Source organism: Microlunatus capsulatus (assembly GCF_017876495.1).
In the GTDB taxonomy this organism is placed as follows: Bacteria; Actinomycetota; Actinomycetes; order Propionibacteriales; family Propionibacteriaceae; genus Microlunatus; species Microlunatus capsulatus.
In genome coordinates, this window is the sequence record NZ_JAGIOB010000001.1 from 3,819,693 (window position 1) to 3,844,503 (window position 24,811).

A 24,811-nucleotide genomic window follows, 5' to 3' on the forward strand; every position below is an offset into this window, starting at 1 on the left:
GCAACCGGAACAGCGTACCCGAACCGCGGGCGCGGGGACCAATCCGCCGGGAGCGGGTGCGGCAGCCCGGTCCGGCCGCGCGGATAGGGTGAGCGGGTGCTGCCCTCCTCCCGCGCCGGCGCGCCGGCCCCGCTCGTCGCGGGGTCCAGCGTCTGGGAGACCTTCGACGCCTGGCTGCGCCGGGCCAGCACCGTGATCGGCGACTCCGCCGACGCCCTCGACGCCCTCAACGTCTTCCCGGTCTCCGACGCCGACACCGGCTCGAACCTCCAGCTCACCCTCGCCGGCATCGCCCGCGCCGTCCCCGACGTCAACCGGGGCAACCTCGGCGCCGTCGTCCAGGCGGCCATCCTCTCCGCCCACGGCAACTCCGGGGCCATCGTCGCCGAGATGTTCTCCAGCGTCTGCCGCAGCCTGGAGCGCGGGCTGCCCGGCGCCGGCGCCGGTCCGGCGGGCACCCGCGTCGCCGTGCTGCTGGCCACCGTGGCCGACGCCGCCCGCCGCGCCGTCGCCCGGCCCGTCGCCGGGACGATCCTCACCGTCGCCGCCGACGCGGCCCGCGCCGCCCAGCAGGCTGCCGAGCAGACCCCCGACGACGCCCTGGCCGTGGCCCGCGCCGCCCAGGCCGAGGCGCGGGCGGCGCTGCTGCGGACCCCCGACCAGCTCGACGTGCTCGCCGCCGCCGGGGTGGTCGACGCGGGGGGCCAGGCCTACGCGCTGCTGGTCGACGCGCTGGTGGAGGTGCTCGGCGGGGAGCCCGCGGTCCCGCTGGCCGCCGCTGACGTCGCGCCCCGCCCGCTGCCCGCGGCGGGCGGCCCGGAGTACGAGGTGATGTACGTCGTCCACGACGCCACCGCGGCGGCCCTCGACGAGCTGCGCGACCGGTTGGCCGCCCTCGGGCACAGCGTCGTCGTCGTCGGCGAGGACGCCAGCGCCGGCGGGCTGGCCCAGGTGCACGTCCACCTCGCCGAGCCCGGGGCGGCCGTCGAGGCGGCGCTGGGGGCCGGCCGGATCTCCCAGATCCGGATCACCGCCCTCGACCCGGTCGCCGCCCCCAGCCGCACCGTCGTCTCCGTCGTCGCGGGGCCGGGGCTGGCCCGCGCCGTCACGGCGGCGGGCGGCGTGGCGCTGGACCGGCACGGGCCGCACCCGCTGGCCGAGGAGCTGAGCGCCACCCTGCGCCGGGCCGGCGGCGACGTCGTCGTGCTGCCCAACGACATGGAGACGCTGGAGGCCGCGACCCACCTCGTCGGGCGGCTGCGCGCCGAGCGCGGCGGCCGCAGCCGGCACCTCGTCGTCATCCCCACCGTCGCGCAGGTGCAGGGCCTCGCCGCGCTCGCCGTGCACGACCCCGACACCGACCTCGACAGCGTCGTCGCGGCCATGGGCGCGGCCGCCGGGCACGCGCGGCACGGGGCCGTCACCGTCGCCGAGGGCGCCGCCATGACGATGGCCGGCCGCTGCGAGGTCGGGGACGTGCTGGGCGTCGTCGACGGCGACTTCGTCGAGATCGGCGACGACGTCACCGCGGTGGCCACCCGGGTCGCGGCCCGGCTGCTGGCCCCGGGCGGGGAGCTGCTCACCGTCGTCCTCGGGGCCGAGGCGCCCGCCGGGCTCGCCGAGGCGCTGACGGCCTGGGCCCGCCGGCTCCCCGGCGCCGTCGAGGTGCAGGTCCTCGACGGCGGACAGCCCCGCTACCCGGTCCTGCTGGGGGCGGAGTGAGCGCCGCGACCGGGCCCGTGGTCCAGGCCTGGCGGACCGACACCTTCCGCCGGCTGACCGAGCGGCTGGACCGGGTGCTGGGGGACAAGACGGCCAAGCAGTTCGAGCCGCTCAAGGTGCGCACGGTCCGCGACCTCATGCACCACCTGCCCCGCCGCTACTTCTCCGCGGCCGAGCTCAGCGACCTGTCGGTGCTGCAGCCCGAGCAGGAGGTCGCCGTCGTCGCCGAGGTGGTGGAGAGCCGGGCGCACAACATGCCCTCCGGCAGCTACCACACGGCGAAGAAGCCCCGGCTGGAGGCGCGGATCACCGACCACCGCGGCTCGCTGACGCTCACCTTCTTCGGCCAGCCGCGGGTGATCACCTACTGGCAGAACCAGCTGACGCCCGGCGCCCGGGGGATCTTCGCCGGCAAGGTCCGCGAGTTCAACAACCAGCTGCAGCTGGCCCACCCGGACTTCGTCATCGTCGACGCCGACGGCGCCATGATCGGCGGTGCGCAGCGCAACGCCGCCATGACCACCGCGGTGTCCTCGCCGCTGATCGGGCTCTACCCGCAGACGGCCAAGCTGCGCACCTGGACGATCGCGGAGTGCGCGCGGCTCGCCCTGGAGACCCTCGACGGCCTCGAGGACCCGCTGCCCGCGTGGCTGCGGGAGGAGGCGGAGGTCATCGAGCTGCTGCCGGCGCTGCGTGCGCTGCACCAGCCCGCCAGCCGCGACGAGATCGACGAGGGCCGCGACCGGCTGCGCTTCGACGAGGCCTTCGCCCTGCAGCTGACGATGGCCCAGCGCCGCGCCGACGCCGCCGCCCACGGCGCCGTCCCGCGGCCGCGGCGCCCTGGCCGGCTGCTGGACGCCTTCGACGCCCGGCTGCCGTTCACCCTCACCGCCGGGCAGGTGGAGGTCGGGGCCGAGATCGAGCGGGAGCTGGCCCTGGACCGGCCCATGCAGCGGCTGCTGCAGGGCGAGGTCGGCTCGGGCAAGACGCTCGTCGCCCTGCGCGCCATGCTCACCGTCGTCGACGCCGGCGGCCAGGCGGCCCTGCTGGCCCCCACCGAGGTGCTGGCCGCCCAGCACCACCGCACGATCACCCGGATGCTGGGCGACCTGGCGCAGGGCGGGATGCTCGGCGGCGCCGAGCACGCCACCCGGGTCACCCTGCTGACCGGCTCGATGACCGCCGCGCAGAAGCGCGAGGCCCTGCTGCAGGCCGCCTCGGGGGAGGCCGGCGTCGTCGTCGGCACCCACGCGCTGCTCAGCACCGGGGTGCAGTTCGCCGAGCTGGGCCTGGTCGTCGTCGACGAGCAGCACAGGTTCGGCGTCGAGCAGCGGGCCGCGCTGGCCGCCAAGGCGACGGCCCGCCCGCACGTCCTGGTGATGACGGCGACGCCCATCCCGCGCTCGGTGGCGATGACCGTCTTCGGCGACCTGGAGACCTCCGTGCTGCGCGAGGTGCCGGCCGGGCGCGCCGACGTCGGCACCGTCGTCGTCGACAGCCGCCGCCACCCCGGTTGGGTGGGCCGGGCCTGGGGCCGGATCGCCGAGGAGGTGGCCGCCGGCCGGCAGGCCTACGTCGTCTGCGCCCGCATCTCCTCGACCGGGTCCGCGGCCCGGCCGGGGGAGGACGAGGTGCTGGACGACGGCACCGAGCCGCTGCCGCCCGCGGCCGCCGTCGAGGACCTGTACGCCGAGCTGAGCGCCGGCCCGCTGGCCGGCGTCCGGGTCGAGGTGCTGCACGGCCAGCTGCCGGCCGAGGACAAGGACGCCGTCATGCGGCGCTTCGCCGCGGGCGAGACCGACGTGCTCGTGGCCACCACCGTCATCGAGGTCGGGGTCGACGTGCCCAACGCCGCCGTCATGGTCATCTGCGACGCCGACCGCTTCGGCATCTCCCAGCTGCACCAGCTGCGCGGCCGGATCGGCCGCGGCGAGCACCCCGGCGTCTGCCTGCTGCTCACCGCCGCCCCCGACGGCAGCCTGGCCCGGGAGCGGCTGGACGCCGTGGCCCGGACCCGCGACGGCTTCGCCCTCGCCGAGGTCGACCTGGAGCAGCGCCGGGAGGGCGACGTGCTGGGCGCCAGCCAGTCCGGTCACCGCTCCAGCCTGCGGCTGCTCCGCGTCCTGGACGACGCCGACGTCATCGCCCGCGCCCGCGACCTGGCCGAGCGCTGCGTCGCCGCCGACCCGGGCCTGGCCGACGCCGGCCTCGCCGACACCGTGGCGCTGATGGAGCGCCAGGCCGCCGGGGACTGGCTGGAGCGCACGTGAGCCGGATCATCGCCGGCTCCCGCGGCGGCCGACGGCTGACCACCCCGCCCGGCTCCCGGACCCGCCCGACCACCGACCGCGTCCGCGAGGCGCTGTTCTCCGCCGTCGCCGCCTGGGCCGGCACCGCCGACTCCCCGGCCGACGAGGCGCTGGCCGGGCTGGCCTTCGCCGACCTGTTCGCCGGCTCCGGCGCCGTCGGCCTGGAGGCGGCCAGCCGGGGCGCCGGGCCGGTGCTGCTGGTCGAGGCCGACAAGCGGACGGCCGCGGTCACCACCCGCAACGTCCGCGACCTGGGCCTGGCTGCCCTCGTCCGCACCGGGCGGGTCGAGACCGTGGTCGCCGCCCCCGCCGAGCAGGCCTACGACGTCGTCTTCCTCGACCCGCCCTACGAACTCGACGGCGCGGTGCTCGCCGGGGTGATGACGTCGCTGGCCGACGGCGGCTGGCTGACCCCCGACGCCCTGCTGGTCGTCGAGCGCAGCCGGCGCACCCCGGACCTGGCCTGGCCCGCGCCGGTCGTCGACACCTGGAGCCGGGGCTACGGCGAGACCGTGCTGCACTACGCCTCCTGCGCCGGCCCGGAGGACGGGGCCGAGGACGCACCGGGGGACGCCGGGCCCGCCGCTAGCGTGGCCCCATGACGCGCGCGGTGTGCCCCGGCAGCTTCGACCCCGTGACCCTCGGCCACCTCGACGTGATCGGCCGGGCCGCGGCCCTGGTCGAGGAGGTCGTCGTCGCGGTCGGGTCCAACCAGTCCAAGCGGGCCTGGTTCACCCCGGCCGAGCGGGTGGCGATGCTCGAGGAGGCCTGCGCGGCGTGGCCCAACGTGCGCGTCGCGCTCTTCGACGGCCTGCTCGTGGACTTCTGCCGGGCCGAGGGCGCCGGGGCGGTGGTCAAGGGCCTGCGCTCGGCCGCCGACTTCGACTACGAGCTGCCGATGGCCCAGATGAACGCCCACCTCAGCGGCGTCGACACCGTCTTCGTGGCCACCGCGCCCGCCTGGTCCTTCGTCTCGTCCTCCCTGGTGCGGGAGGTGGCGGGCCTCGGCGGCGACGTCTCGGCCCTCCTCACCCCCGCTGTCGCCGCGCACGTGCGTCGCCGGGCGGAGGAGCGCGGCCGTTAGTCTGGACCGGATGACCGACCGCCCCCGGACCCCCGCCGGGAGCGGACACCAGTTCCGTGCTCGAGGAGTTCCCGTGCCTGACCAGACCACCGCCGAGGAGAAGCTCTCCCGCCTGCGCGAGCTCGTCCTGAACGCCCGCGCCATGCCGATGTCGGCGTCCTGCGTGGTCAACCGTGGCGAGGTGCTGGCCGCCATCGACGAGGTCATCGACGGCCTCCCGGACGAGATCAGCGACGCCCAGCGCGTCATCGACCGCTCCCAGGCCAAGATCGCCGAGGGCGAGGCCGAGTCGCAGCGGCTGCTCGCCCGGGCGCGCGACGAGGCCGAGGCCCTCGCCCGCGAGAGCCAGATCGTCAAGGTCGCCGAGGAGCAGGCCGCGAAGATCACCGCCGACGCCGAGGCCGAGGCCGCCGCGCTCCGCAAGGAGACCGACCTCTTCATCGACTCCCGGATGGCCGGCTTCGAGTCCGTGCTGCACAAGACCTCGAGCCAGGTCCGCACCGCCCGCGCCCGGCTGGCCGAGCGCAGCGACCTCGACCCCGCCGACCGCGCCCGGGCCACCGCCGCCGCCGGCACGACGGCACCCGCCGCCGGCGCGAAGGGCACCGCGCCCGGCGCTTGAGCCCCGTGGCAGGATGGACGGCTGCGGGCCCGTCCCGGCCGTTTTGGCCGCGGAGGTCCGCACCCGGTAACGTAGGACGTCGGTCGTGACGCTGTCAGGACCGTTCGGCATGGAGGGATCGCGATGGGCTCGCCGCATCGCCCGCTGGACCACCGCTCACCGCTGGTCCTCGACACCCACGACCTGGGTCGTCACGCGGGCGGGATGAAGCAGGTTCAGACGACCGTCGACGCGCCGGACGGCCTCGGCATCGACGTGATCGGGGTACCACCCGGGTCACCCGTCGTCCTGGACCTCCGGCTCGAGTCGGTGGTCGAGGGGGTGCTGGTGACCGGCACCGCCACGGTCCAGGTCCGCGGGGAGTGCGTGCGGTGCCTGACGGAGGTCTCCGACACCTTGGAGGTCGACGTGCAGGAGCTGTTCGTCCACCCCGAGAGCGAGGCCACCGAGGAGGAGGCCAGCCGGCTGGAGGACGACCTCGTCGACCTCGAGCCGCTGCTCCGCGACGGCGTGGTGCTCGACCTGCCGTTCCAGCCGTTGTGCCGGGAGGACTGCCAGGGGTTGTGCGTCGAGTGCGGCGCCAACCTCAACGACGATCCCCAGCACGGCCACGACGAGCCGATCGACCCCCGGTGGGAGAAGCTGCGCCGCCTCGACGGCGGGGACAGCGGCTCCTACGATGTCCAGAGCCAGTCCCAGAGCTAGTTGAAGTCCGTCCACCGCACCGGTGGAGGAGCGAGGAGAGAACCGTGGCCGTCCCGAAGAGGAAGATGTCGCGCAGCAACACGCGGCACCGTCGGTCCCAGTGGAAGGCGACCGTGCCCACGCTGGTCACCTGCCAGAACCCGGCCTGCCGCGAGAAGCACCTGCCCCACGTGGCGTGCCCCTCGTGCGGCCAGTACGGGCCGCGCGCGGCCCGTCGACAGGTCCTCGCGTCCTGATCACCGACGAGCGGGCGGGTTCGCCCCGCCCCTCGATGGTCGAGGTGCTGACGCAGCTCGGGATGCACATCGCTCCCGAGCTGCTCGACCGCGCCCTCACGCACCGCTCGTTCGCCTACGAGCAGGGCGGTCTGCCGACCAACGAGCGGCTGGAGTTCCTCGGGGACTCCGTGCTGGGCCTGGTGGTGACCGAGCACCTGTTCACCTCCTACCCCGACCTCTCGGAGGGGCAGCTGGCGAAGCTGCGGGCGGCCGTCGTCAACTCGCGCGCGCTCGCCGACGTGGCCCGCGGGCTCGACCTCGGCGCGCTCGTCCGGCTGGGCCGTGGCGAGGAGGCGACCGGCGGTCGTGACAAGTCCTCGATCCTGGCCGACACCATGGAGGCCGTCATCGGGGCGGTGTTCACCGAGCACGGCATCGACGCCGCCCGCGTCTTCGTGCACCATCTGTTCGACCAGCTGATGGTCGACGTGGCCACGCTGGGCGCCGGCCTGGACTGGAAGACGAGCCTGCAGGAGAGCGCCTCGCTCGCCGGCCTGGGCGTCCCCGTCTACGAGGTCGTCGAGTCCGGCCCCGACCACGCCAAGACCTTCCAGGCGATGGTCGTGCTCGACCGGCACAGCTACGGCCCCGGGGCCGGCCGGAACAAGAAGGAGGCGGAGCAGAACGCCGCCGCCCTCGCGTTCGCCGCCCTCAAGGCCGAGGCGGACGCGGCCGCCGCGCACGCCCCCGCCGACGTGCCCGGTGCCGGGGGGACCGCCGAGGCGGCTCCCGCCACCCGCTGACGGCCCTCCCGTGCCCGAGCTGCCCGAGGTCGAGACCGTCCGGCGCGGCCTGGCCCCCGGCGTCGACGGCCGCACCATCGCGGCCGTCCAGGTGCTCCACCCGCGGCCCGTCCGCCGGCACCTCGCGGGACCGGAGTCCTTCGCCGCCGAGCTGGTCGGGCGCACGTTCACCGAGCCCCGGCGCCGGGGCAAGTACCTCTGGCTGCCCTTCGCCGACGGCGACGCCCTGCTGGCCCACCTCGGGATGAGCGGGCAGTTCCGGCTCGACCCGGCCGACGCGCCGCTGGTCGCCAACACCCGCGTGCTCGTCACCTTCGCCGACGGCGACCCCCAGCTCCGCTTCGTCGACCAGCGGATGTTCGGCGGGCTCTCGCTGTCCCCGGGCGGCGCCGAGCTGCCCGCCGAGGTCGCCCACATCGGCCGCGACCCCTTCGACCCCGCCTTCGACCTCGAGGCCGCCGCCCGGCGGATGCGGGCCAAGCGCACCGGCGTCAAGCGGGCGCTGCTGGACCAGACCCTGGTCTCGGGCATCGGCAACATCTACGCCGACGAGGCGCTGTGGCGGGCCCGCACCCACTACGCGCGGGCGACGAGCAACCTCGGCCAGGCCCAGGCCCGGGCGGTGCTCACCGCGGCCCGCGAGGTGATGGCCACCGCCCTGGAGCAGGGCGGCACCTCCTTCGACGCGCTGTACGTCAACGTCAACGGCTCCAGCGGCTACTTCGACCGCTCGCTGGCGGTCTACGGCCAGGAGGGCCGGCCCTGCCCGCGCTGCGGCACACCGGTGCGCCGCGAGCCCTTCATGAACCGCTCCGCGTTCCGCTGCCCGCGCTGCCAGCGGACGCCGTCCGGGGCCTCCTACGGTGGCTGAGCGCGGCCCCGGGGACGCCCGCGCGGCGCGCCCGAGCGGTGCTGACGAGGACGGGCGGCGCGGGTATCCTCATCCGATCGTGGAGCGACTGAGGCACTTCCTGTTCGTCCGGCACGGCCACAACTGGATCCTCCTGCTCCGGTTCGGCCTGGTGGGCGGCTCCGGCGTCCTCGTGAACCTGCTGGTGGTCGTGCTGCTCAACAAGCTCGGCCCCGACGAGGAGGGCGTGTTCGCCGGCCTCCCGCTCACCGACTTCAACATCCGCTGGTACCACGTGTTCGCGACCGCGGCCTTCGTCGTGGCGAACCTGTGGAACTTCCAGCTGAACCGGCTGTGGACGTTCCGCAGCAACAAGCACGCCGGCTGGCTGGGCGAGTACCTGCCGTTCATGGCCGTCGGGCTGCTGGCCCACCTCGTCGGGCTCGGCATCCTCACCCTGCTGCTGCACCCCGGCTCCTGGCTGTCGCTGTCGCCGACGTTCTTCGACGACTCCTCCGGCTTCCGCACCCGGCTCTACTGGGCCCAGCTGATCCAGATCGTCGTCACCACGCCGGTCTCCTTCGTCCTCAACAAGCTCTGGACCTTCTCCTCGGTGCGCAGTCGCCCGGCGCTGCCGCCCGAGCCCGGCCCGGAGGACGCCGCCGTCGACGGCTCGCCCGAGGCCGCGGCGGCGCACGCCCGGCACGCCCGCCGCCCCTGAGGTCCCGCCCCGCCCGACCCGGCGCCGGAGGGTCGCTGGCGGGGCTCTGCAGAGGTGACCTAAGTTCTTCGCCATGGCAGCCAAGACCGGTCTCCTGCGCACCAAGGACGTCGACGACGTCATCGCCCAGAACTCCGACGAGGGGCCGAGCGACCGGCACCACACCCGGCTCAGCCGGCGTCTCCGGGCCCGTGACCTGATGGGGTTCGGCATCGGGATCGTCATCGGCACCGGGATCTTCACCCTGACCGGCGTGCAGGCCAAGAACAACGCCGGCCCGGGCATCGTCATCAGCTTCCTGCTCGCCGGGGTGGTCAGCCTGCTGGCCGCCCTCTGCTACGCCGAGCTGGCGGCCGCCGTCCCGACGGCGGGCAGCTCCTACACCTACGCCTACACGACCATCGGCGAGGTCTTCGCCTGGGTGATCGCCTGGGACCTGATCCTGGAGTTCAGCCTCGGCGCCGCCGTCGTCGCGCGCGGCTGGTCGGGGTACCTGCAGGAGGCGTTCGGGCTGCCGCGGGCCTTCTTCGGCGAGGAGGGCTCGGTCGTCAACCTCGGGGCGGTGGCGATCGTGCTCGTCCTGGGGGCCGTGGCCATGGTGGGCATCAAGGAGTCGAAGTGGGTGACCAACGCCCTGGTGGTGGTGAAGGTCTCGGTCTGCCTCTTCGTCATCGTCGTCGGCGCGTTCTTCGTCAAGGCCTCCAACCTGGTGCCGTTGATCCCGCCGACGGCCCCGCCGGCCGACGGCGGCGGCAGTCGGCTGACCCAGCCGCTGTGGCAGTTCGCCTCGGGCGTCGAGCCCGCGGCCTTCGGGGTGCCGGGCCTGCTGGTGGCGGCGGCCGTCGTCTTCTTCGCCTACTCCGGCTTCGAGGCCGTGGCCAACCTCGGCGAGGAGAGCCGGGACCCGGCCAAGGACATGCCGCGCGGGCTGCTGGGCACGCTGGTCATCTGCACCCTGCTCTACGTCGGCGTCTGCGTCGTCCTCACGGGGATGGTCAAGTACACCGACCTCAGCGAGGGCGCACCGCTCTCGGACGCCTTCGACCAGGTGGGCCTCGGCTGGGCCGGGCTGCTGATCGGCATCGCCGCGATCGCCGGCCTCACCTCGGTGATCCTCGTCGACATCGTCGCCGTCGGCCGGATCGGCTTCGCCGTCTGCCGGGACGGCCTGCTGCCGCCCTCGGTCGGGCGGATCCACCCGCGCTGGCGGACGCCGTACCGGTTCACCGCGATCGCCACCGTCGTCATCGCCGTGCTCGCCGCCTTCGTGCCGCTGGCCACCCTGGCCGAGATGGTGAGCATCGGGACGCTCTTCGCCTTCTTCGTCGTCTCCATCGCCGTGGCGGTGTTGCGGCGCACGAAGCCGCGGATGCCACGGCCCTTCCGCACCCCGCAGGTGCCGCTGCTGCCGATCGTCTCCGCCCTGCTCTGCCTGGCCCTGATGACCAGCCTCGCGGTGGAGACCTGGCTGCGGTTCCTCGTCTGGCTGGCCGTCGGCCTGGCGATCTACCTCGGCTACGGGCGCCGGCACGCGGTGCTGGCGGGCGGCCGCGGGCGGGCGGGGGACCGGGCGGAGGGCGAGCCGGAGGGCTGAGCGGACGTGCCGAGCCGGGGGGCGGGGCGCGCCGTCGCGGCTGCCCGGGGCTCCCGACCGCCTCGGCTACAGTGATCGCGCCTTCCCGCGGCATGTCCTGACCGATCCGGTGCCACCCGCGCCCCGGCCCCGGATCTCGGCGAAAGGTCGACGTTGTACCTCAAGAGCCTGACCCTGCGGGGCTTCAAGTCGTTCGCCTCGGCGACGACGCTGAACTTCGAGCCGGGCATCACCTGCGTCGTCGGGCCGAACGGCTCCGGCAAGTCCAACGTCGTCGACGCCCTCAGCTGGGTGATGGGGGAGCAGGGCGCCAAGTCGCTGCGCGGCGGCAAGATGGAGGACGTCATCTTCGCCGGCACCTCCGGCCGCGCCCCGCTGGGCCGGGCCGAGGTGTCGCTGACCATCGACAACACCGACGGCGCCCTGCCCATCGACTACACCGAGGTCACGATCAGCCGGACGATGTTCCGCAACGGCGGCTCGGAGTACGCCATCAACGGCTCGGCCGCTCGGCTGATGGACGTCCAGGACCTGCTCAGCGACTCCGGCATCGGCCGCGAGATGCATGTCATCGTCGGCCAGGGCCAGCTGGACGGGATCCTGCAGGCGACGCCGGAGGGCCGCCGCGGCTTCATCGAGGAGGCCGCCGGCGTCCTCAAGCACCGCAAGCGCAAGGAGAAGGCGCTCCGCAAGCTGGAGACCTGCGACGTCAACCTCAACCGGCTCTCCGACCTCATCGCCGAGATCCGTCGTCAGCTCAAGCCGCTGGGCCGCCAGGCCGACGTCGCCCGGCGCGCCGCGGTCATCCAGGCCGACCTCCGCGACGCCCGCGCCCGGCTGCTGGCCGACGACCTGGTCCAGGCCACCCTGGCGCTGGAGTCCGAGCTGGCCGACGAGCGCGCCCTGCGGCAGCGCCGCGCCCAGCTGGAGCAGGCCCTCGAGGACGCCCGCGAGCGCGAGGTCGCCGCGGAGGAGGCCGTCCGGGAGGCTTCGCCGGCGGTGACCGCGGCCCAGGAGACCTGGTACGGGCTGGCCGCCCTGCGGGAGCGGGTGGCCAGCACCGTCTCCATCGCCCGCGAGCGGGTGCGCAACGCCGCCTCCGACCCGGGCGAGACCCGGACCGGGCGCGACCCGGAGGACCTGGAGCGCGAGGCGGCCGCCGTCGCCGCGCAGGAGCGCGAGCTCACGGCCCAGGTCACCGCCCGGGCGGAGGCGCTGACCCGCGCGTCGGCCGAGCGGGCGGCGACCGAGGAGGCCCACCGCGCCGAGGAGTCCCGGCTGACGGCGCTGCTGCGGGCCGCCGCCGACCGCCGCGAGGGCCTGGCCCGGCTGACCGGTCAGGTCAACACGCTGCGCAGCCGCGCCGAGGCGGCCGAGGCCGAGATCGGCCGGCTGACCGCCGCGTCGGCGCAGGCCCAGGAGCGGGCCGAGCAGGCCACCCGCGCCTTCACCGCCCTGGAGAGCCGGGTCGCCGGCCTCGACGACGGCGAGCTGGGCCTGGACGCCGAACACGAGAGCGCCGTCGAGGCGCAGGAGGCCGTGCGCGCCGAGCTGGCCGAGGTCCGCCGGCAGGAGGCCGCCGCCAGCTCGGAGCGCGCGGCCCTGGCCGCCCGGGTCGAGGCGCTGGCCGTGGGCCTGCAGCGCAAGGACGCGGCCGCGGCCCTGCTGGCCGACGGCGTCCCCGTGCCGGGGCTGCTCGGCGCCGTCGCCGCCCTGGTGGAGGTCGAGGCCGGCTTCGAGGTCGCGCTGGCCGCGGCGCTCGGCCGGACCGCGGACGCCGTCGCCGTCGAGGGTCCCGACGCCGCCCTGGCCGCCGTCGCCCACCTCAAGGCCGAGGACCTCGGCCGGGCCGCCCTGCTGCTGGGCGGCGCCACCCCGCCGCCCGCGGGGCCCTGGCCCGACCTGGGCGCCGAGGCCCGCTACGCCGTCGACGTCGTCAGGGTGCCCGACGCGCTGCGGCCCGCCCTGACCGCCGTGCTGGACCGGGTGGCCCTGGTGGCCGACCTGGCCGCGGCCCGCCGGCTCGTCGCCGAGCACCCCGTGCTGACCGCGGTGACCCGCGACGGCGACGTGCTGTCCGCGGTCACCGCCGCCGGTGGCTCCAGCGCCCAGCCCAGCCTCATCGAGCTGCAGGCCGCCGTCGACGACGCCGAGCGCCGGCTGGCCGAGGCCGGCCACACCGCGGACCGGCTGCGGTTCGCGCAGAGCCAGCTGGAGGAGCGCCGCCGGGCGGCCGACGAGGCCGTCGAGGTGGCGCTGGAGAAGCTGCACGAGTCCGACGCCGCGATGGCCGCCCTGGCCGAGGAGCTGGGCCAGCTGAGCAGCACCGCCCGCTCGGCGGGCGGCGAGGCCGAGCGGCTGCGGCAGGCCATCGGCCAGGCCGAGGCGGCCCGTGACCGCGACGTCGCCGGGCTCGCGGAGCTGGAGCAGCGGCTGGCGCTGGCCGCCTCCAGCCAGGACGAGCCGGAGCCCGACCCCGCCGAGCGCGACCGGCTGGCGGAGGCCGCCCGCCGGGCCCGCAGCGCCGAGATGGATGCGCGGCTCGCCCTGCGCACCCAGGAGGAGCGGGCCCGGTCGCTGGCCGGCCGGGCCGACGCGCTGCGCCGCGCGGCCGAGAACGAGCGGCAGGCCCGCGCCCGGGCGCAGGCGCGGCGCGAGCGGCTGCAGCGGGAGGCCCGCGAGGCCACCGCGGTGCAGACGGCCGGCACCTACCTGGCCGCCCAGCTGGAGCGCTCGCTCGCGCGGGCCGCCACCGGCCGCGCCGAGGCCGAGGCCGCCCGCGCCGAGGCCGACGCCGCCCTGCGCGCCGTCCGCACCGACGTCCGCTCGCTGGGCAGCCAGTTCGAGCAGCTCGTCGACGCCGTGCACCGCGACGAGCTGGCCCGGGCCGAGCAGCGGATGCGGGTCGACGCGCTGACGGAGAAGGCGATGGTCGAGGTGGGCATCGCCGCGGACGCGCTGATGGCCGAGTACGGCCCCGACCAGCCGGTCCCCGTGCTGGCCCGGCCCGACGGCACCGCGCTGGGTCCCGACGACGAGCAGCCGCCGCCCGTGCCCTACGTCCGCGACGTCCAGCAGGCCCGGCTGCGCAAGGCCGAGCGCTCGATCGCCGCGCTGGGCCGGGTCAACCCGCTGGCGCTGGAGGAGTTCGACGCCATGGAGGAGCGGCACCGGTTCCTCTCCGAGCAGCTGGAGGACCTCCGGCGCACCCGCAAGGACCTGCTCGACATCATCGCCGACGTCGACGCCCGCGTGGAGCAGGTCTTCGCCGAGGCCTACGCCGACGTCGAGGCGGCGTTCGTCCGCGTCTTCGCCCGCCTGTTCCCGGGCGGTGAGGGCCGGCTGGTGCTCACCGAGCCCGGCAACTGGCTGACCACCGGCGTCGACGTGGAGGCGCGTCCGCCGGGCAAGAAGGTCAAGCGGCTCTCGCTGCTCTCCGGCGGGGAGCGCTCGCTGGTCGCGGTGGCGTTCCTGGTGTCGCTGTTCATCGCCCGCCCCAGCCCGTTCTACATCCTCGACGAGGTCGAGGCCGCGCTGGACGACACCAACCTGGGTCGGCTGCTGGAGATCTACGAGGAGCTGCGCGCCAACAGCCAGCTGCTGGTGATCACCCACCAGAAGCGGACGATGGAGATCGCCGACGCGCTCTACGGCGTGACCATGCGCGGCGACGGCGTCTCCGCGGTCATCTCCCAGCGGCTGCGCGAGACGGAGTCAGTGGCCTGAGGCCTGCTCGATCGGGCCTGGGTCCGGGATCGGCTGCGGGTCCCCGGGCGGGCTGACCGGCGGACCGGGGTCGGGCGTCGGGATCGGGGCGGGCCCGGGCGGCACGGGTCCGACGGGCTCCTGCGGCGGCATCGTCATGCGGGCGTCCTCTCCTCGGCCGCCGGGGCGGCGTGGTCGGTGCTGCTCGCGAGTCTGCTCCTGAGGGCTCTCGGGACCGGCGGCGGGGGCCGGTCGCTCGCGAGGGTCTGCCGTTACCGGACCGTGAGCGCGACGGTGCGTCGCGCCTCGCCGTCGCGCGGCCCCGGCGGTGCCACGATCGTCCTCGACGGGTGCCCCGCGCGGGCGCCCCGTCGACTCGGGTCCCGCACGACAGCCCCTTCCCCGGACGCTGCCCGACTGTCTGAAAGGCTCCCTGTGGCATCGATCGTCGTCGCCATGCTCGTCATCCTCGCCGTCGTCGCCGGCACCGCCGGCGTCGTGGTCGTCGGCATCGAGGGCCGGTTCAAGGACCGCGCCCCCCGCGTCGCGGACCGGATGGCCCGCGCGGCCCAGCACCTCAACGGCGACGGCACCCCGCCCGCCGCCTTCCTGCGCCGCTTCTCCTGACGCGCCCGGAGCGGGTCGTCTCCGGCGGCTGCGCGGCCCGGTGGAGGGTTGGCCCGCCCCTAGGATGACCCGGTGGATCCGTTGACCCTCTGGATAGTCATCGGCGCCGTCGTCCTCGCCGCCTTCGTGGTGGTGGGCGTCGTCGCCACCCGTCGTCGGGCGGCGCTGCAGCGCGCCCGCGACACCGCCCAGTTGCGCGGGGCCCCCGGTGACGGGGACGGCGCCGGCCGGCGCGGCAGCTCCGCCGTCGACCTCGAAGAGCGCCCCGGCGGCCTCGTCACCGACGAGGAGCCGGTCGTCGAGGCCGAGCTCGTCCCCGTCGACCGGCCCGAGAGCCGCGAGAGCCGGCTGGCCCGGCTCCGCCGCCGGCTGGCGGGCTCGGACAGCCCGCTGAGCCGCGGCCTGCTGGCGCTGATCAGCCGCGACCGGATCGACGAGGACACCTGGGAGGCGTTCGAGGAGGTCCTCATCACCTCCGACCTCGGCGTCGGCCCGACGACCGAGCTCGTCGACGCGCTGCGCAGCCGCCTGCGGGTCGACGGCGTGTCCGACCCGGCCCGCGCGCGGGAGATCCTGCGCGAGGAGCTGGTGCGGCTGGTCGACCCGACCCTGGACCGCGCCGTGCGCGCCGACCGCGGCGACACCCCCGCGGTGATCATGGTCGTCGGCGTCAACGGCACGGGGAAGACGACGACGGTCGGCAAGCTGGCCCGGGTGCTGGTGGCCGAGGACAAGGACGTCGTCCTGGGCGCGGTCGACACGTTCCGCGCCGCCGCCGCCGACCAGCTGGCCACCTGGGGCGACCGGGTGGGCGTCCCCACCGTCCGCGGTGCCGAGGGCGCCGACCCGGCCAGCGTCGCCTACCAGGCGGTCAAGGTGGGCATCGAGCAGGAGGTCGACGTCGTCCTGGTCGACACCGCCGGCCGGCTGCACACCAAGACCGGCCTGATGGACGAGCTGGGCAAGGTCAAGCGGGTGATCGAGCGGCAGGCGCCGGTGGGCGAGGTGCTGCTGGTCCTCGACGCGACCACGGGTCAGAACGGCCTGACCCAGGCGCGGATCTTCCGCGACGTCGTCGACGTCACGGGCATCGTCCTCACCAAGCTGGACGGCTCGGCGAAGGGCGGGATCGTGGTGCAGGTCCAGCGCGAGCTGGGCGTGCCGGTGAAGCTGGTGGGGCTGGGGGAGGGCGTCGACGACCTCGCGCCCTTCGACGCCGAGGTGTTCGTCGACGCGCTGCTCGACGCGGGCTGATCCTGTGGTGACTTCCGGGTCGACATCGACCCGGAAGTCACCACACGGACGGGCTCAGGCCGCGGCGACCGCGGTGACCGTGGTCGGGACGTTGCCCGCGATGGCCGCGGAGTACGGGCAGACCTGGTGCGCGGCGTCGGCCAGCTCCTGGACCTGGGCCAGCTCGAGGCCGGGGACGGCCACCTCGAGGTCGGCGGTGAGGGCGTAGCCCTGGCCCTCCGGCCCGAAGCCGATGTGCACGCTGACCTGCGCGGCCGAGGCGTCGACCCGCGCGCGGCGGGCCACCATCATCAGGGCGCTGTTGAAGCAGGCGGAGTAGCCGGCGGCGAAGAGCTGCTCGGGGTTGGTGCCCTCACCCGTGCCGCCCATCTCCTTGGGGCTGGTCAGGGTGAGGTCCAGCACGCCGTCGCTGCTCACGGCGCGGCCCTGGCGGCCGCCGGTCGTGGTGGCGGAGGCGGTGTAGACGATCTTCTCGGGTGTGCGTGTCATGTCCGGGACAACCGCCGCCGGGGCACGGCTAGTCCGTGTGCTGCGTCACCGCTGGCCTTCCCCGTTCCCTGAGCCTGTCGAAGGGCGCCTCCGACGAGTCCAGGGAACGGGGTGGGTCTCAGCCCGTGGTGGGCCTCAGGCCTCGCTGACCGTCTGCGCGCTGCCGACGCCGTGGTGCAGGGCCTCCAGCAGGGCGTTGGTGAAGGCGGGGATGTCGTCGGGGTTGCGGCTGGTGACGAGGTTGCCGTCGACGACGACCCGCTCGTCCACCCAGGAGGCGCCGGCGTTGCGGAGGTCGGTCTGCAGGCTGGGCCAGGAGGTCAGCTGCTTGCCCCGGACCACGTCGGCCTCGATCAGCGTCCACGGCGCGTGGCAGATGGCGGCGACGACCTTGCCCGACTCGACGAACTCCCGGACGAACGCGACGGCGGCCGCGTCGGTGCGCAGGGCGTCGGGGTTGGCCACGCCACCGGGCAGCACGAGGGCGTCGAAGTCGCCGACGGCGACCTCGCCGACGGTGGCGTCGACCGCCTGCGTCCCGGACTTGTCGAGGTGCTCGAACAGCTGCACCTCACCGCTGGCGGGGCTGAGCAGCACGGCCTCGTGACCGGCGTCGGTGACCGCCGCCCAGGGCTCGACGAGCTCGGCCTTCTCGATGCCCTCGGCGGCGACGAGGAAGGCGACCTTCTTGACGGACTTCGTGTCTTCGACCATGGCGCCAACGTAGCCGGGGCCCCCGCGGCGGGGACCCCGGCCCGGCGGTGGGTCAGAGGGTGTGGCCGCCGTTGACGGTGATCTGCTGGCCGGTGACGAAGCCGGCGCCGTCGCCGGCCAGGTAGCCGACCAGGCCCGCCACGTCCTCGGGCGTGCCCATCCGGCCCATCGGCACCTCGGCCTCGTAGGCGGCGGTGTCGGCCCCCGCGTGCCGCTCGACCGGGACCCAGCCCGGCTGGACGAGGTTCACCGTCACCCCGTGCGGGCCGAGCTCGCGCGACCACGACCGGACCAGCCCGATCTGCGCGGCCTTCGCCGCCGTGTAGGCCGAGGCCCGGGGGAGCGCGCGGCCCACCATGTCCGAGCCCACCAGCACCACCCGCCCGGTGCCCAGCCGCCTCATCGTCGGCAGCGCGGCCTGCACCAGCAGCGTCGGGCTGTGCACGAAGAAGCGCAGCTGGTCGAGGTGGTCCTCCCAGGTGAGGTCCTCGACGGCGATCCCCGGCTGCGGGCCGGTGGCGTTGGCCACCACCACCTCGACCGGGCCCAGGTCGGCCTCGGCCGCGGCCACGAGGGCGTGCACGTCCTCGTGGTCGGTGACGTCGGCGCGGTAGGCCTGGGCGCGGCCGCCGGCCTCGCGGATGCCGGCGGCGACGGCCTCGGCCGACGCGGCGCCGGCGACGTAGTTGACGGCCACCGCCCACCCGTCGGCGGCCAGCTGTCGGGCGATGACGGCGCCGAGGCCGCGGGAGGAACCGGTGACGACGGCGGTGCGGGCGGCGGCGGGGGACGCGGGGGTGCTCATGGCCGGTCAGGCTAGTGGTCGCGGGTGCGGGCCGGGACGCGCCGGTTGAGTAGGCTGGGCCGGACCGACTCCACGCGGTCGCAGGTGCGCCTGCGCCGCGTCCCCCGACCTCGACCCGTCCTCCCGGGACGGCCCGGGTCAGCTCCGCCCACCGAAGGACTCCGCCGTGTTCGACACCCTGCAGGACCGCCTGGCCGCGACGTTCAAGAACCTCCGCGGCAAGGGCCGGCTCACCGAGGCCGACATCGACGCCACCGCCCGCGAGATCCGGGTGGCGCTGCTCGAGGCCGACGTCAACCTGGCGGTGGTCAAGGACTTCGTCGCGGCCGTCAAGCAGCGGGCGCGCGAGACCGAGCTCTCGGGCGCGCTCAACCCCGGCCAGCAGGTCATCAAGATCGTCAACGACGAGCTGGTCGAGATCCTCGGCGGCGAGACCCGGCTGCTGCGCTTCGCGAAGCGCCCGCCGACGGTGATCATGCTCGCCGGCCTCCAGGGCGCCGGCAAGACGACGCTCGCAGGCAAGCTCGCGCTGTGGCTGAAGAGCGAGGGCCGCTCCCCGCTGCTCGTGGCCTGCGACCTGCAGCGCCCCAACGCGGTCAACCAGCTCCAGGTCGTCGGGCAGCGGGCCGGCGTGCAGGTGTTCGCCCCGGAGCCCGGCAACGGGACGGGGGACCCGGTCGCGGTGGCCAAGGCCTCCATCGCCGAGGCCGAGCGCCGGCTCTTCGACGTCGTCATCGTCGACACCGCCGGCCGCCTCGGCGTCGACGCCGAGCTCATGCAACAGGCCGCGGACATCCGCGACGCCGTCAGCCCCGACGAGATCCTCTTCGTCGTCGACGCGATGATCGGCCAGGACGCGGTCAACACCGCGAACGCCTTCGCCGAGGGCGTCGGCTTCGACGGCGTGGTGCTCACCAAGCTGGACGGCGACGCCCGCGGTGGTGCGGCGCTCTCGATCGCGCGGGTCACGGGCAGCCCGATCATGTTCGCCTCCAACGGCGAGCAGCTCAAGGACTTCGACGTCTTCCACCCCGACCGGATGGCCAGCCGCATCCTCGGGATGGGCGACATGCTCACCCTGATCGAGCAGGCCGAGAAGACGTTCGACGCCGAGTCCTCAGCCAAGGCCGCGGCCAAGCTGACCGGGCAGGGCGGCGAGTTCGGCCTGGCGGACTTCCTGCAGCAGATGCAGATGGTCCGCAAGATGGGCCCGCTCTCCAAGATCTTCGGGATGCTGCCGGGGATGGGGGAGATCAAGGACCAGATCAACAACATCGACGAGCGCGACGTCGACCGGATCGAGGCGATCATCCACTCGATGACCCCGGCCGAGCGCGACAACCCCAAGATCATCGACGGCTCCCGCCGCGCCCGGATCGCCAAGGGCTCCGGCGTCGAGGTCTCGGAGGTCAACGGGCTGGTCAACCGGTTCTTCGAGGCGCGCAAGATGATGACGTCGATGGCCTCCGGGAAGATGCCCGGGATGCCGGGCCTGCCCGGGATGGGCGGCGGGCCGAAGAAGCAGCCGGCCAAGCAGCAGAAGAAGAAGGGCTCCCGCGGGGTCTCCGGGAACCCGGCCAAGCGCAACGCCGTCGCCGCCCGGGCCGCCGACCCGGGCGACGCCGCGGCCGCCTTCGGCGCCGGGACGATGGACCAGGCCGCGCTGGAGAAGGCCATGGCCGACTTCCAGCTGCCGCCCGAGCTCCGCGGCCGGCTCGGGAAGTAGGTGACCGGGCTGCAGGTGGAGGGGGCGCCGCGGCTGCACCTGCAGGGCGTGCTCCTCCCCGAGGGGGAGCCGCGCGACCTGTGGGTGGTCGACGGCGTCGTCCGCACCGAGCCCGTGCGGGACGCGACGACCCTGACGACCGGCGGCTGGGTGATGCCGGGCCTGGTCGACGCGCACTGCCACGTCGGCCTGGAGCTGCACGGCGCCGTCGAGCCCGCGGTGGCCGAGCAGCACGCCCTGGCCGACCGCGCCGCCGGCGCCCTGCTGCTGCGCGACGCCGGCTCGCCCGCCGACACCCGCTGGGTCGACGACCGCGAGGACCTGCCCCGGCTCATCCGGGCCGGCCGGCACATCGCCCGGCCCAAGCGCTACCTGCGCAACTACGCCGACGAGGTCGAGCCGGAGTCGCTCGTCGAGGCCGTCGAGCGCCAGGTGGCCCGCGGCGACGGCTGGGTCAAGCTGGTCGGGGACTGGATCGACCGGGGGGTCGGCGACCTCGCCCCGCTGTGGCCGCAGGACGTGGCCGCCGCCGCCATCGCCCGCGCGCACGCGCTCGGCGCCCGCGTCACCGCCCACGTCTTCGGCGAGCAGGCCGCCACCGAGCTGGTGGCCGCCGGCATCGACGGCATCGAGCACGGCACGGGGCTTGACGACGCGACGATCGAGGCGATGGCCGCCCGGCAGGTGGCCCTGGTCCCGACACTGGTCCAGCTGGAGAACTTCGAGTCCATCGCCGCCAGCGCGCAGGAGAAGTTCCCGACCTACGCGGCGCACATGCGGGCCCTGTACGCGGGCCGGCTCGGGGTGCTCCGGCGGGCCCACGAGGCCGGCGTGCCGGTCTACGCGGGCACCGACGCCGGCGGCTACCTGCCGCACGGGCTGGTCGGGCAGGAGATGGGGCTGCTCGGCGCCGTCACCTCGGCCGAGCACGCCCTCGGGGCCGGCTCCTGGCGGGCCCGCGCCTGGCTGGGCCGGCCCGCGACCCTGGCCGAGGGAGCGCCCGCCGACCTCGTCGTCTTCGACGCCGACCCGCGCGCCGACCTCGGCGTGCTCCGCCACCCCCGGCACGTCGTGCTGCGCGGACGCGTCGTTGGCTGAGCCGCGCCGCCCGGCCGGTCTGCGCGGCATCCGGCGGCGGCGTCCCCCCGCCCTGGTGCTCGCCGTCCTCGCCGCGCTGGGCTGGCTGCTGCCCGCCGCGCCGGCGGCCGCGGCGGACGAGGCGCCCGTCGTCGAGACCGTGCTGTCCGTGCCCGGCACGCCCGAGCCGGACGGCCGTCCCGTCGACCTCGACGTCACCCTGATGACCACCGACCCGGCGGTGCCCCGGCCGGCCCTGGTGCTGGCCCACGGGTTCGGCGGCAGCAAGGACGACCTGGCCCCGCTCGGCCGCGACCTGGCCCGCGCCGGCTACACCGTGCTGACCGCCACCGCGCGCGGGTTCGGCGCCTCGGGCGGGCTCATCCACCTCGACGACCCGGACTACGAGGGGGCCGACGCCGTCCGGCTGGTCGACCTGCTGGCGACCCGGCCCGAGGTGCAGCGCACCGGTGACGACCCCGTCGTCGGGTTCGCCGGCGCCTCCTACGGCGGGGCGCTGGCCCTGGTGGCCGCCGGCCTCGACCCCCGCGTCGACGCCATCGCCCCCGCCTTCACCTGGAACAGCCTGCGGACGGCGCTCTTCCCGCAGAGCGCCGTCGCCGGGCCCGCGACCTCGCTGGCCGACGTCGCGCCGCAGGACACCGGGGTGTTCAAGCAGCGCTGGGCGGCGCTGTTCTTCCGCAGCGGCTCGGCCGCCGGGGGAGCGCCGGGCGCCGGCGACGGCCCGCGCGACGGCACCGCAGCGCTCTGCGGGCGCTTCGCCCCAGAGCTCTGCCGGGGCTACCTGGCCACCGCCGGGTCCGGCCGGCCCGACGCCGACCTCGTCGCCCGGCTGGACCGGATCGCGCCGGCGCGGCTGCTGTCCCGGGTGAGCGCGCCGACCCTGCTGGTCCAGGGGGAGCAGGACACGCTCTTCGGCCTCGACCAGGCCGACGCGACGGTCCGCGGCCTGCCGGCCGGCACGCCCAGCCGGGTGGTCTGGGCCAGCGGCGGGCACGACGCGTCGGTCGACGTCCAGGACCAGGTGGGCGAGCTGGAGGCCTGGTTCGGCCGCTACCTGCGCGGCGACGGGACCCCCGCGGCCCCCGGCCTCTCGGCCGTCGTCCCGCAGACCGCCCTCGTGGGCCAGGCCGACGACGACGCCCCGCTCACCCTGCAGACCTCGGCCTACCCCGGCCGCGGAGCACCGCTGGCCACCGAGGACCGCGCGCTCGACGGCGGCCCGCAGCAGGTGCTGGCGCCCGCCGGCGGCGCGCCGGCCGCGCTGACCAGCCTGCCCGGCACCGGGCCCGCGCTGGCGGCCGTCACCGGGGTCGCCGGCTACGGCCTCGGCGTGCTGCCCGGTCAGGCGGCCACCTTCACCACCGCGCCGCTCGACGCCCCGCTGCGGCTCCTCGGCAGCGGCCGGGTGGTGCTCGACGTCACCAGCACGGCCACCTCGGCCACCCTCTTCGCCGCCGTCTGGGACCTCGGCCCCGACGCGACGGACCCCGGCTCGACGAACCCCGGCGCGGCCGGCTCCGGGACGCCGGGGCGGTCGGCCGCGCCCTCGTCGGCGGTGCTGCCCGGCGCCGCCGTCGCCCCGGTCCGGCTCACCGGGCTCGTCCCGGGCCAGGCCCGGCGGGTCGAGGTCGCGCTGCCGGCCGTCGCCCACCAGGTACCGGTCGGGCACCGGCTGCAGGTGGTCGTGTCCAGCACCGACCAGGCCTACGCGCTGCCGCGGACGGCCGCCGTGCACACCGTCGCCCTGGCCGGCGACCCGGTCCTGACCCTGCCCCGGCTGGAGTCGGCGCAGACCAGCGGCGGCGGCCTCGACGTGCCGCTGCCCCTGGTCCTCGCGGTGGCCGGCGTGGTGCTCGCGGCCGGGCTGACCGCGCTGGTGCTGCGCCGCCGGGTCGCCGCCGTGCCCGACCGCGCGGACCTGGCCGACCTCCCGCTGGCCGTGGACGGCCTGGTCAAGACCTACGGCGACGGCTTCCGGGCCGTCGACGGCGTGTCCTTCACCGCCGGTCCGGGCCAGGTCGTCGGCCTGCTCGGCCCCAACGGCGCCGGCAAGACGACGACGATGCGGATGCTCGTCGGGCTGATCCGGCCCGACGCCGGGGCCGTCTACGTCGGGGGCTCGGCGGTGCAGCCCGGCGCCGAGGTCCTCGGCGCGGTCGGCGCCTTCATCGAGGGGCCGGGCTTCCTGCCGCACCTCACCGGCCGGCAGAACCTCGAGGCCTACTGGCAGGCCACCGGCCGGCCGGCGGCCGAGGCCCACCTCGACGAGGCCCTCGAGGTCGCGGCCCTGGGCGGCGGCCTGGACCGCCGGGTGCGCGGCTACAGCCAGGGCATGAAGCAGCGGCTCGGCATCGCCCAGGCCATGCTGGGCCGCCCGCGGCTGCTGCTGCTCGACGAGCCGACCAACGGCCTCGACCCGCCGCAGATCCTCGCCATGCGCGGGGTGCTCGCCGACTACGCCGCCACCGGCCGCACGGTGCTGGTCTCCAGCCACCTGCTGGGCGAGGTGCAGGCGACCTGCAGCCACGTCGTCGTCATGGACCGCGGCCGCGTCGTGCTGGCCGGCTCGGTCGAGGAGCTCACGGCCAGCGACGACGTCACCCTCGTCGGGCTGTCCGCCGACGCCGACCGCGAGGCCGCTGTCGCGGTGCTGCGCGGGCTGGGCCTCGTCGTGGGCACGGCCGAGGACCGCCTGCTGCGCGTGCAGGGGGACCGGCCGCGCGCCGCGGTGGTCGCCGCCCTCGTCGGCGCGGGCGTCGGGGTCGAGCAGGTCGACGGACGCCGTCAGCTGGAGGAGGTCTTCATGGGGCTGGTCGGCGGGGGACCCGGCGAGGGCGGGGAGGGCGGCCGTGGCTGACCCGACCACCGCGCCCGCGACGCCGACGACGCCCGCCCGTCCCCGGCGGGCGCTGCCGCTGCGCGCCGAGCTGCGCCGCCAGCTCCGCCGCCGCCGGACCCAGGCGGTCGGTTGGGTGCTCCTGCTGCTGCCGCTGGTCCTCGTCGGGGCCTTCGCCCTGGGCTCCGACGACGACGGCGGGCCGGCCACCGGCGCGCGCGGCTTCGTCGACCTGGCCCAGGAGAGCGGCGCCAACCTCACGGTGTTCACCCTCTTCGCCTCCACCGGCTTCCTGCTGGTGGTGCTGGTCGCGCTGTTCGCCGGCGACGCCGTCCCCTCGGAGGCGAGCTGGTCGACGCTGCGCTACCTGCTGGCCGCCCCCGTGCCGCGCGGCCGGCTGCTGCGCCAGAAGCTGGTCGTCGCCGCCCTGTCCAGCCTGACCGCGCTCGTGGCCCTGCCGGTCTGGACCCTGCTGGTCGGCGGGGTCGCCTACGGCTGGGGGCCCTACGTCGGCCCGACCGGGGACCAGATCGGCTGGCCCCAGCTCCTCGGCCGGTTCGCGGTCGTCGTGGTCTACCTGGCCGTCCAGCTGAGCGTGGTCGGCGCGCTCGCCTTCGCCCTCGGCGTGCTCACCGACGCCCCGCTGGCCGCCGTCGGCGGGGCGGTGCTGCTGATGATCCTCAGCGCCATCCTCGACACGATCACCGCGCTCGGCGACCTCCGGCAGGGGCTGCCCGGGCACTACGCCTTCGCCTGGGCCGACGCGCTGTCGCCCACCGTCGACTGGTCGGGGATGGCGTCCGGCGCGCTCTGGTCCGTCGGCTACGCCGTGGTCCTGGTCTCGCTGGGGGCCTGGCACTTCCGCCGCAAGGACGTCACCAGCTGAGCCGAGGGGCCCCTTGACCGTCCCGTTATCGGATCGTTAT

At 75.7% G+C, this 24,811-nt stretch carries 21 protein-coding genes; 18 read left to right on the forward strand and 3 right to left on the reverse strand.

Annotation, left to right across the window (positions count from 1 at the left end; all coding sequences use genetic code 11):
• Positions 1-96 precede the first annotated feature (96 nt).
• The 14 genes from JOF54_RS17745 (at position 97) to ftsY (ending at position 16,214) form a co-directional block, all read left to right on the forward strand.
• The gene (locus JOF54_RS17745) at positions 97-1,722 is read left to right on the forward strand and encodes a DAK2 domain-containing protein (RefSeq protein WP_210058224.1); all 1,626 of its coding nucleotides are present in this window, start codon (positions 97-99) and stop codon (positions 1,720-1,722) included.
• Positions 1,719-3,992, forward strand: a complete 2,274-nt coding sequence (locus JOF54_RS17750; RefSeq protein WP_307804333.1) for an ATP-dependent DNA helicase RecG — start codon at positions 1,719-1,721, stop codon at positions 3,990-3,992. Before JOF54_RS17745 ends, JOF54_RS17750 begins: the two co-directional genes overlap by 4 nt.
• Positions 3,989-4,633, forward strand: a complete 645-nt coding sequence (gene rsmD, locus JOF54_RS17755; RefSeq protein WP_210058226.1) for a 16S rRNA (guanine(966)-N(2))-methyltransferase RsmD — start codon at positions 3,989-3,991, stop codon at positions 4,631-4,633. Before JOF54_RS17750 ends, rsmD begins: the two co-directional genes overlap by 4 nt.
• Positions 4,630-5,115: a pantetheine-phosphate adenylyltransferase gene (coaD, locus tag JOF54_RS17760; RefSeq protein ID WP_210058228.1), complete on the forward strand. Its 486-nt coding sequence runs from the start codon at positions 4,630-4,632 to the stop codon at positions 5,113-5,115. The genes rsmD and coaD overlap by 4 nt, the downstream gene beginning before the upstream one ends.
• Positions 5,116-5,188: 73 nt before the next feature.
• Positions 5,189-5,737 (forward strand): hypothetical protein, encoded by a 549-nt coding sequence (locus JOF54_RS17765; protein ID WP_210058229.1) that lies wholly within the window; start codon positions 5,189-5,191, stop codon positions 5,735-5,737.
• A 123-nt stretch (positions 5,738-5,860) separates the two neighbouring features.
• Positions 5,861-6,442: a YceD family protein gene (locus JOF54_RS17770; protein WP_210058231.1), complete on the forward strand. Its 582-nt coding sequence runs from the start codon at positions 5,861-5,863 to the stop codon at positions 6,440-6,442.
• Between the two features lie 44 nt (positions 6,443-6,486).
• Positions 6,487-6,678, forward strand: a complete 192-nt coding sequence (gene rpmF, locus JOF54_RS17775) for a 50S ribosomal protein L32 (RefSeq protein ID WP_210058234.1) — start codon at positions 6,487-6,489, stop codon at positions 6,676-6,678.
• 62 nt (positions 6,679-6,740) lie between these two features.
• Entirely contained in the window at positions 6,741-7,463 is a 723-nt protein-coding gene (gene rnc / locus JOF54_RS17780) for a ribonuclease III (RefSeq protein WP_245358185.1), read from the forward strand.
• Positions 7,464-7,473: 10 nt separating this feature from the next.
• A complete protein-coding gene (gene mutM, locus JOF54_RS17785) occupies positions 7,474-8,334 on the forward strand; it encodes a bifunctional DNA-formamidopyrimidine glycosylase/DNA-(apurinic or apyrimidinic site) lyase (RefSeq protein WP_210058238.1) in 861 nt (286 codons plus the stop codon).
• A 79-nt stretch (positions 8,335-8,413) separates the two neighbouring features.
• Positions 8,414-9,034: a GtrA family protein gene (locus JOF54_RS17790; RefSeq protein WP_210058239.1), complete on the forward strand. Its 621-nt coding sequence runs from the start codon at positions 8,414-8,416 to the stop codon at positions 9,032-9,034.
• Between the two features lie 73 nt (positions 9,035-9,107).
• Positions 9,108-10,628: an APC family permease gene (locus JOF54_RS17795; protein WP_210058241.1), complete on the forward strand. Its 1,521-nt coding sequence runs from the start codon at positions 9,108-9,110 to the stop codon at positions 10,626-10,628.
• Between the two features lie 153 nt (positions 10,629-10,781).
• Complete coding sequence (smc, locus tag JOF54_RS17800) at positions 10,782-14,354, forward strand: chromosome segregation protein SMC (protein WP_210058243.1); 3,573 nt, start codon at positions 10,782-10,784, stop codon at positions 14,352-14,354.
• 414 nt (positions 14,355-14,768) lie between these two features.
• Positions 14,769-14,960: a hypothetical protein gene (locus JOF54_RS17805; RefSeq protein ID WP_210058245.1), complete on the forward strand. Its 192-nt coding sequence runs from the start codon at positions 14,769-14,771 to the stop codon at positions 14,958-14,960.
• A 72-nt stretch (positions 14,961-15,032) separates the two neighbouring features.
• Positions 15,033-16,214: a signal recognition particle-docking protein FtsY gene (ftsY, locus tag JOF54_RS17810; protein ID WP_210058247.1), complete on the forward strand. Its 1,182-nt coding sequence runs from the start codon at positions 15,033-15,035 to the stop codon at positions 16,212-16,214.
• Between the two features lie 54 nt (positions 16,215-16,268).
• On the opposite strand, the gene JOF54_RS17815 is transcribed toward ftsY, so the two are convergent.
• The 3 genes from JOF54_RS17815 to JOF54_RS17825 form a co-directional block, all read right to left on the reverse strand.
• The gene (locus JOF54_RS17815) at positions 16,269-16,703 is read right to left on the reverse strand and encodes an organic hydroperoxide resistance protein (protein WP_210058249.1); all 435 of its coding nucleotides are present in this window, start codon (positions 16,701-16,703) and stop codon (positions 16,269-16,271) included.
• A 135-nt stretch (positions 16,704-16,838) separates the two neighbouring features.
• Complete coding sequence (locus JOF54_RS17820) at positions 16,839-17,417, reverse strand: type 1 glutamine amidotransferase domain-containing protein (RefSeq protein WP_210058251.1); 579 nt, start codon at positions 17,415-17,417, stop codon at positions 16,839-16,841.
• A 52-nt stretch (positions 17,418-17,469) separates the two neighbouring features.
• Entirely contained in the window at positions 17,470-18,222 is a 753-nt protein-coding gene (locus tag JOF54_RS17825; protein ID WP_210058254.1) for an SDR family oxidoreductase, read from the reverse strand.
• Positions 18,223-18,388: 166 nt separating this feature from the next.
• Between JOF54_RS17825 and ffh the strand changes: the two genes are divergently transcribed.
• From ffh to JOF54_RS17845, 4 genes are read left to right on the forward strand one after another with little or no spacing between them, the layout of a single operon-like run.
• Positions 18,389-19,948, forward strand: a complete 1,560-nt coding sequence (gene ffh, locus JOF54_RS17830; RefSeq protein ID WP_210058256.1) for a signal recognition particle protein — start codon at positions 18,389-18,391, stop codon at positions 19,946-19,948.
• Positions 19,949-21,046, forward strand: coding sequence for an amidohydrolase family protein (locus JOF54_RS17835; protein WP_307804336.1), 1,098 nt, complete (start codon positions 19,949-19,951; stop codon positions 21,044-21,046). It abuts the gene before it with no gap.
• Complete coding sequence (locus JOF54_RS17840) at positions 21,039-23,906, forward strand: alpha/beta fold hydrolase (RefSeq protein WP_210058257.1); 2,868 nt, start codon at positions 21,039-21,041, stop codon at positions 23,904-23,906. Before JOF54_RS17835 ends, JOF54_RS17840 begins: the two co-directional genes overlap by 8 nt.
• A complete protein-coding gene (locus JOF54_RS17845) occupies positions 23,899-24,771 on the forward strand; it encodes an ABC transporter permease (RefSeq protein ID WP_210058258.1) in 873 nt (290 codons plus the stop codon). Before JOF54_RS17840 ends, JOF54_RS17845 begins: the two co-directional genes overlap by 8 nt.
• The last annotated feature ends 40 nt before the right edge of the window (positions 24,772-24,811 follow it).

What these genes read in the sequence shown, in the direction of transcription:
- coaD (WP_210058228.1), top strand. Translation starts at nt 4,630, where the DNA reads ATGACGCGCGCGGTGTGCCCCGGCAGCTTCGACCCCGTGACCCTCGGC.
- JOF54_RS17770 (WP_210058231.1), top strand. Translation starts at nt 5,861, where the DNA reads ATGGGCTCGCCGCATCGCCCGCTGGACCACCGCTCACCGCTGGTCCTC.
- rnc (WP_245358185.1), top strand. Translation starts at nt 6,741, where the DNA reads ATGCACATCGCTCCCGAGCTGCTCGACCGCGCCCTCACGCACCGCTCG.
- JOF54_RS17795 (WP_210058241.1), top strand. Translation starts at nt 9,108, where the DNA reads ATGGCAGCCAAGACCGGTCTCCTGCGCACCAAGGACGTCGACGACGTC.
- JOF54_RS17815 (WP_210058249.1), bottom strand. Translation starts at nt 16,703, where the DNA reads ATGACACGCACACCCGAGAAGATCGTCTACACCGCCTCCGCCACCACG.
- JOF54_RS17820 (WP_210058251.1), bottom strand. Translation starts at nt 17,417, where the DNA reads ATGGTCGAAGACACGAAGTCCGTCAAGAAGGTCGCCTTCCTCGTCGCC.
- JOF54_RS17825 (WP_210058254.1), bottom strand. Translation starts at nt 18,222, where the DNA reads ATGAGCACCCCCGCGTCCCCCGCCGCCGCCCGCACCGCCGTCGTCACC.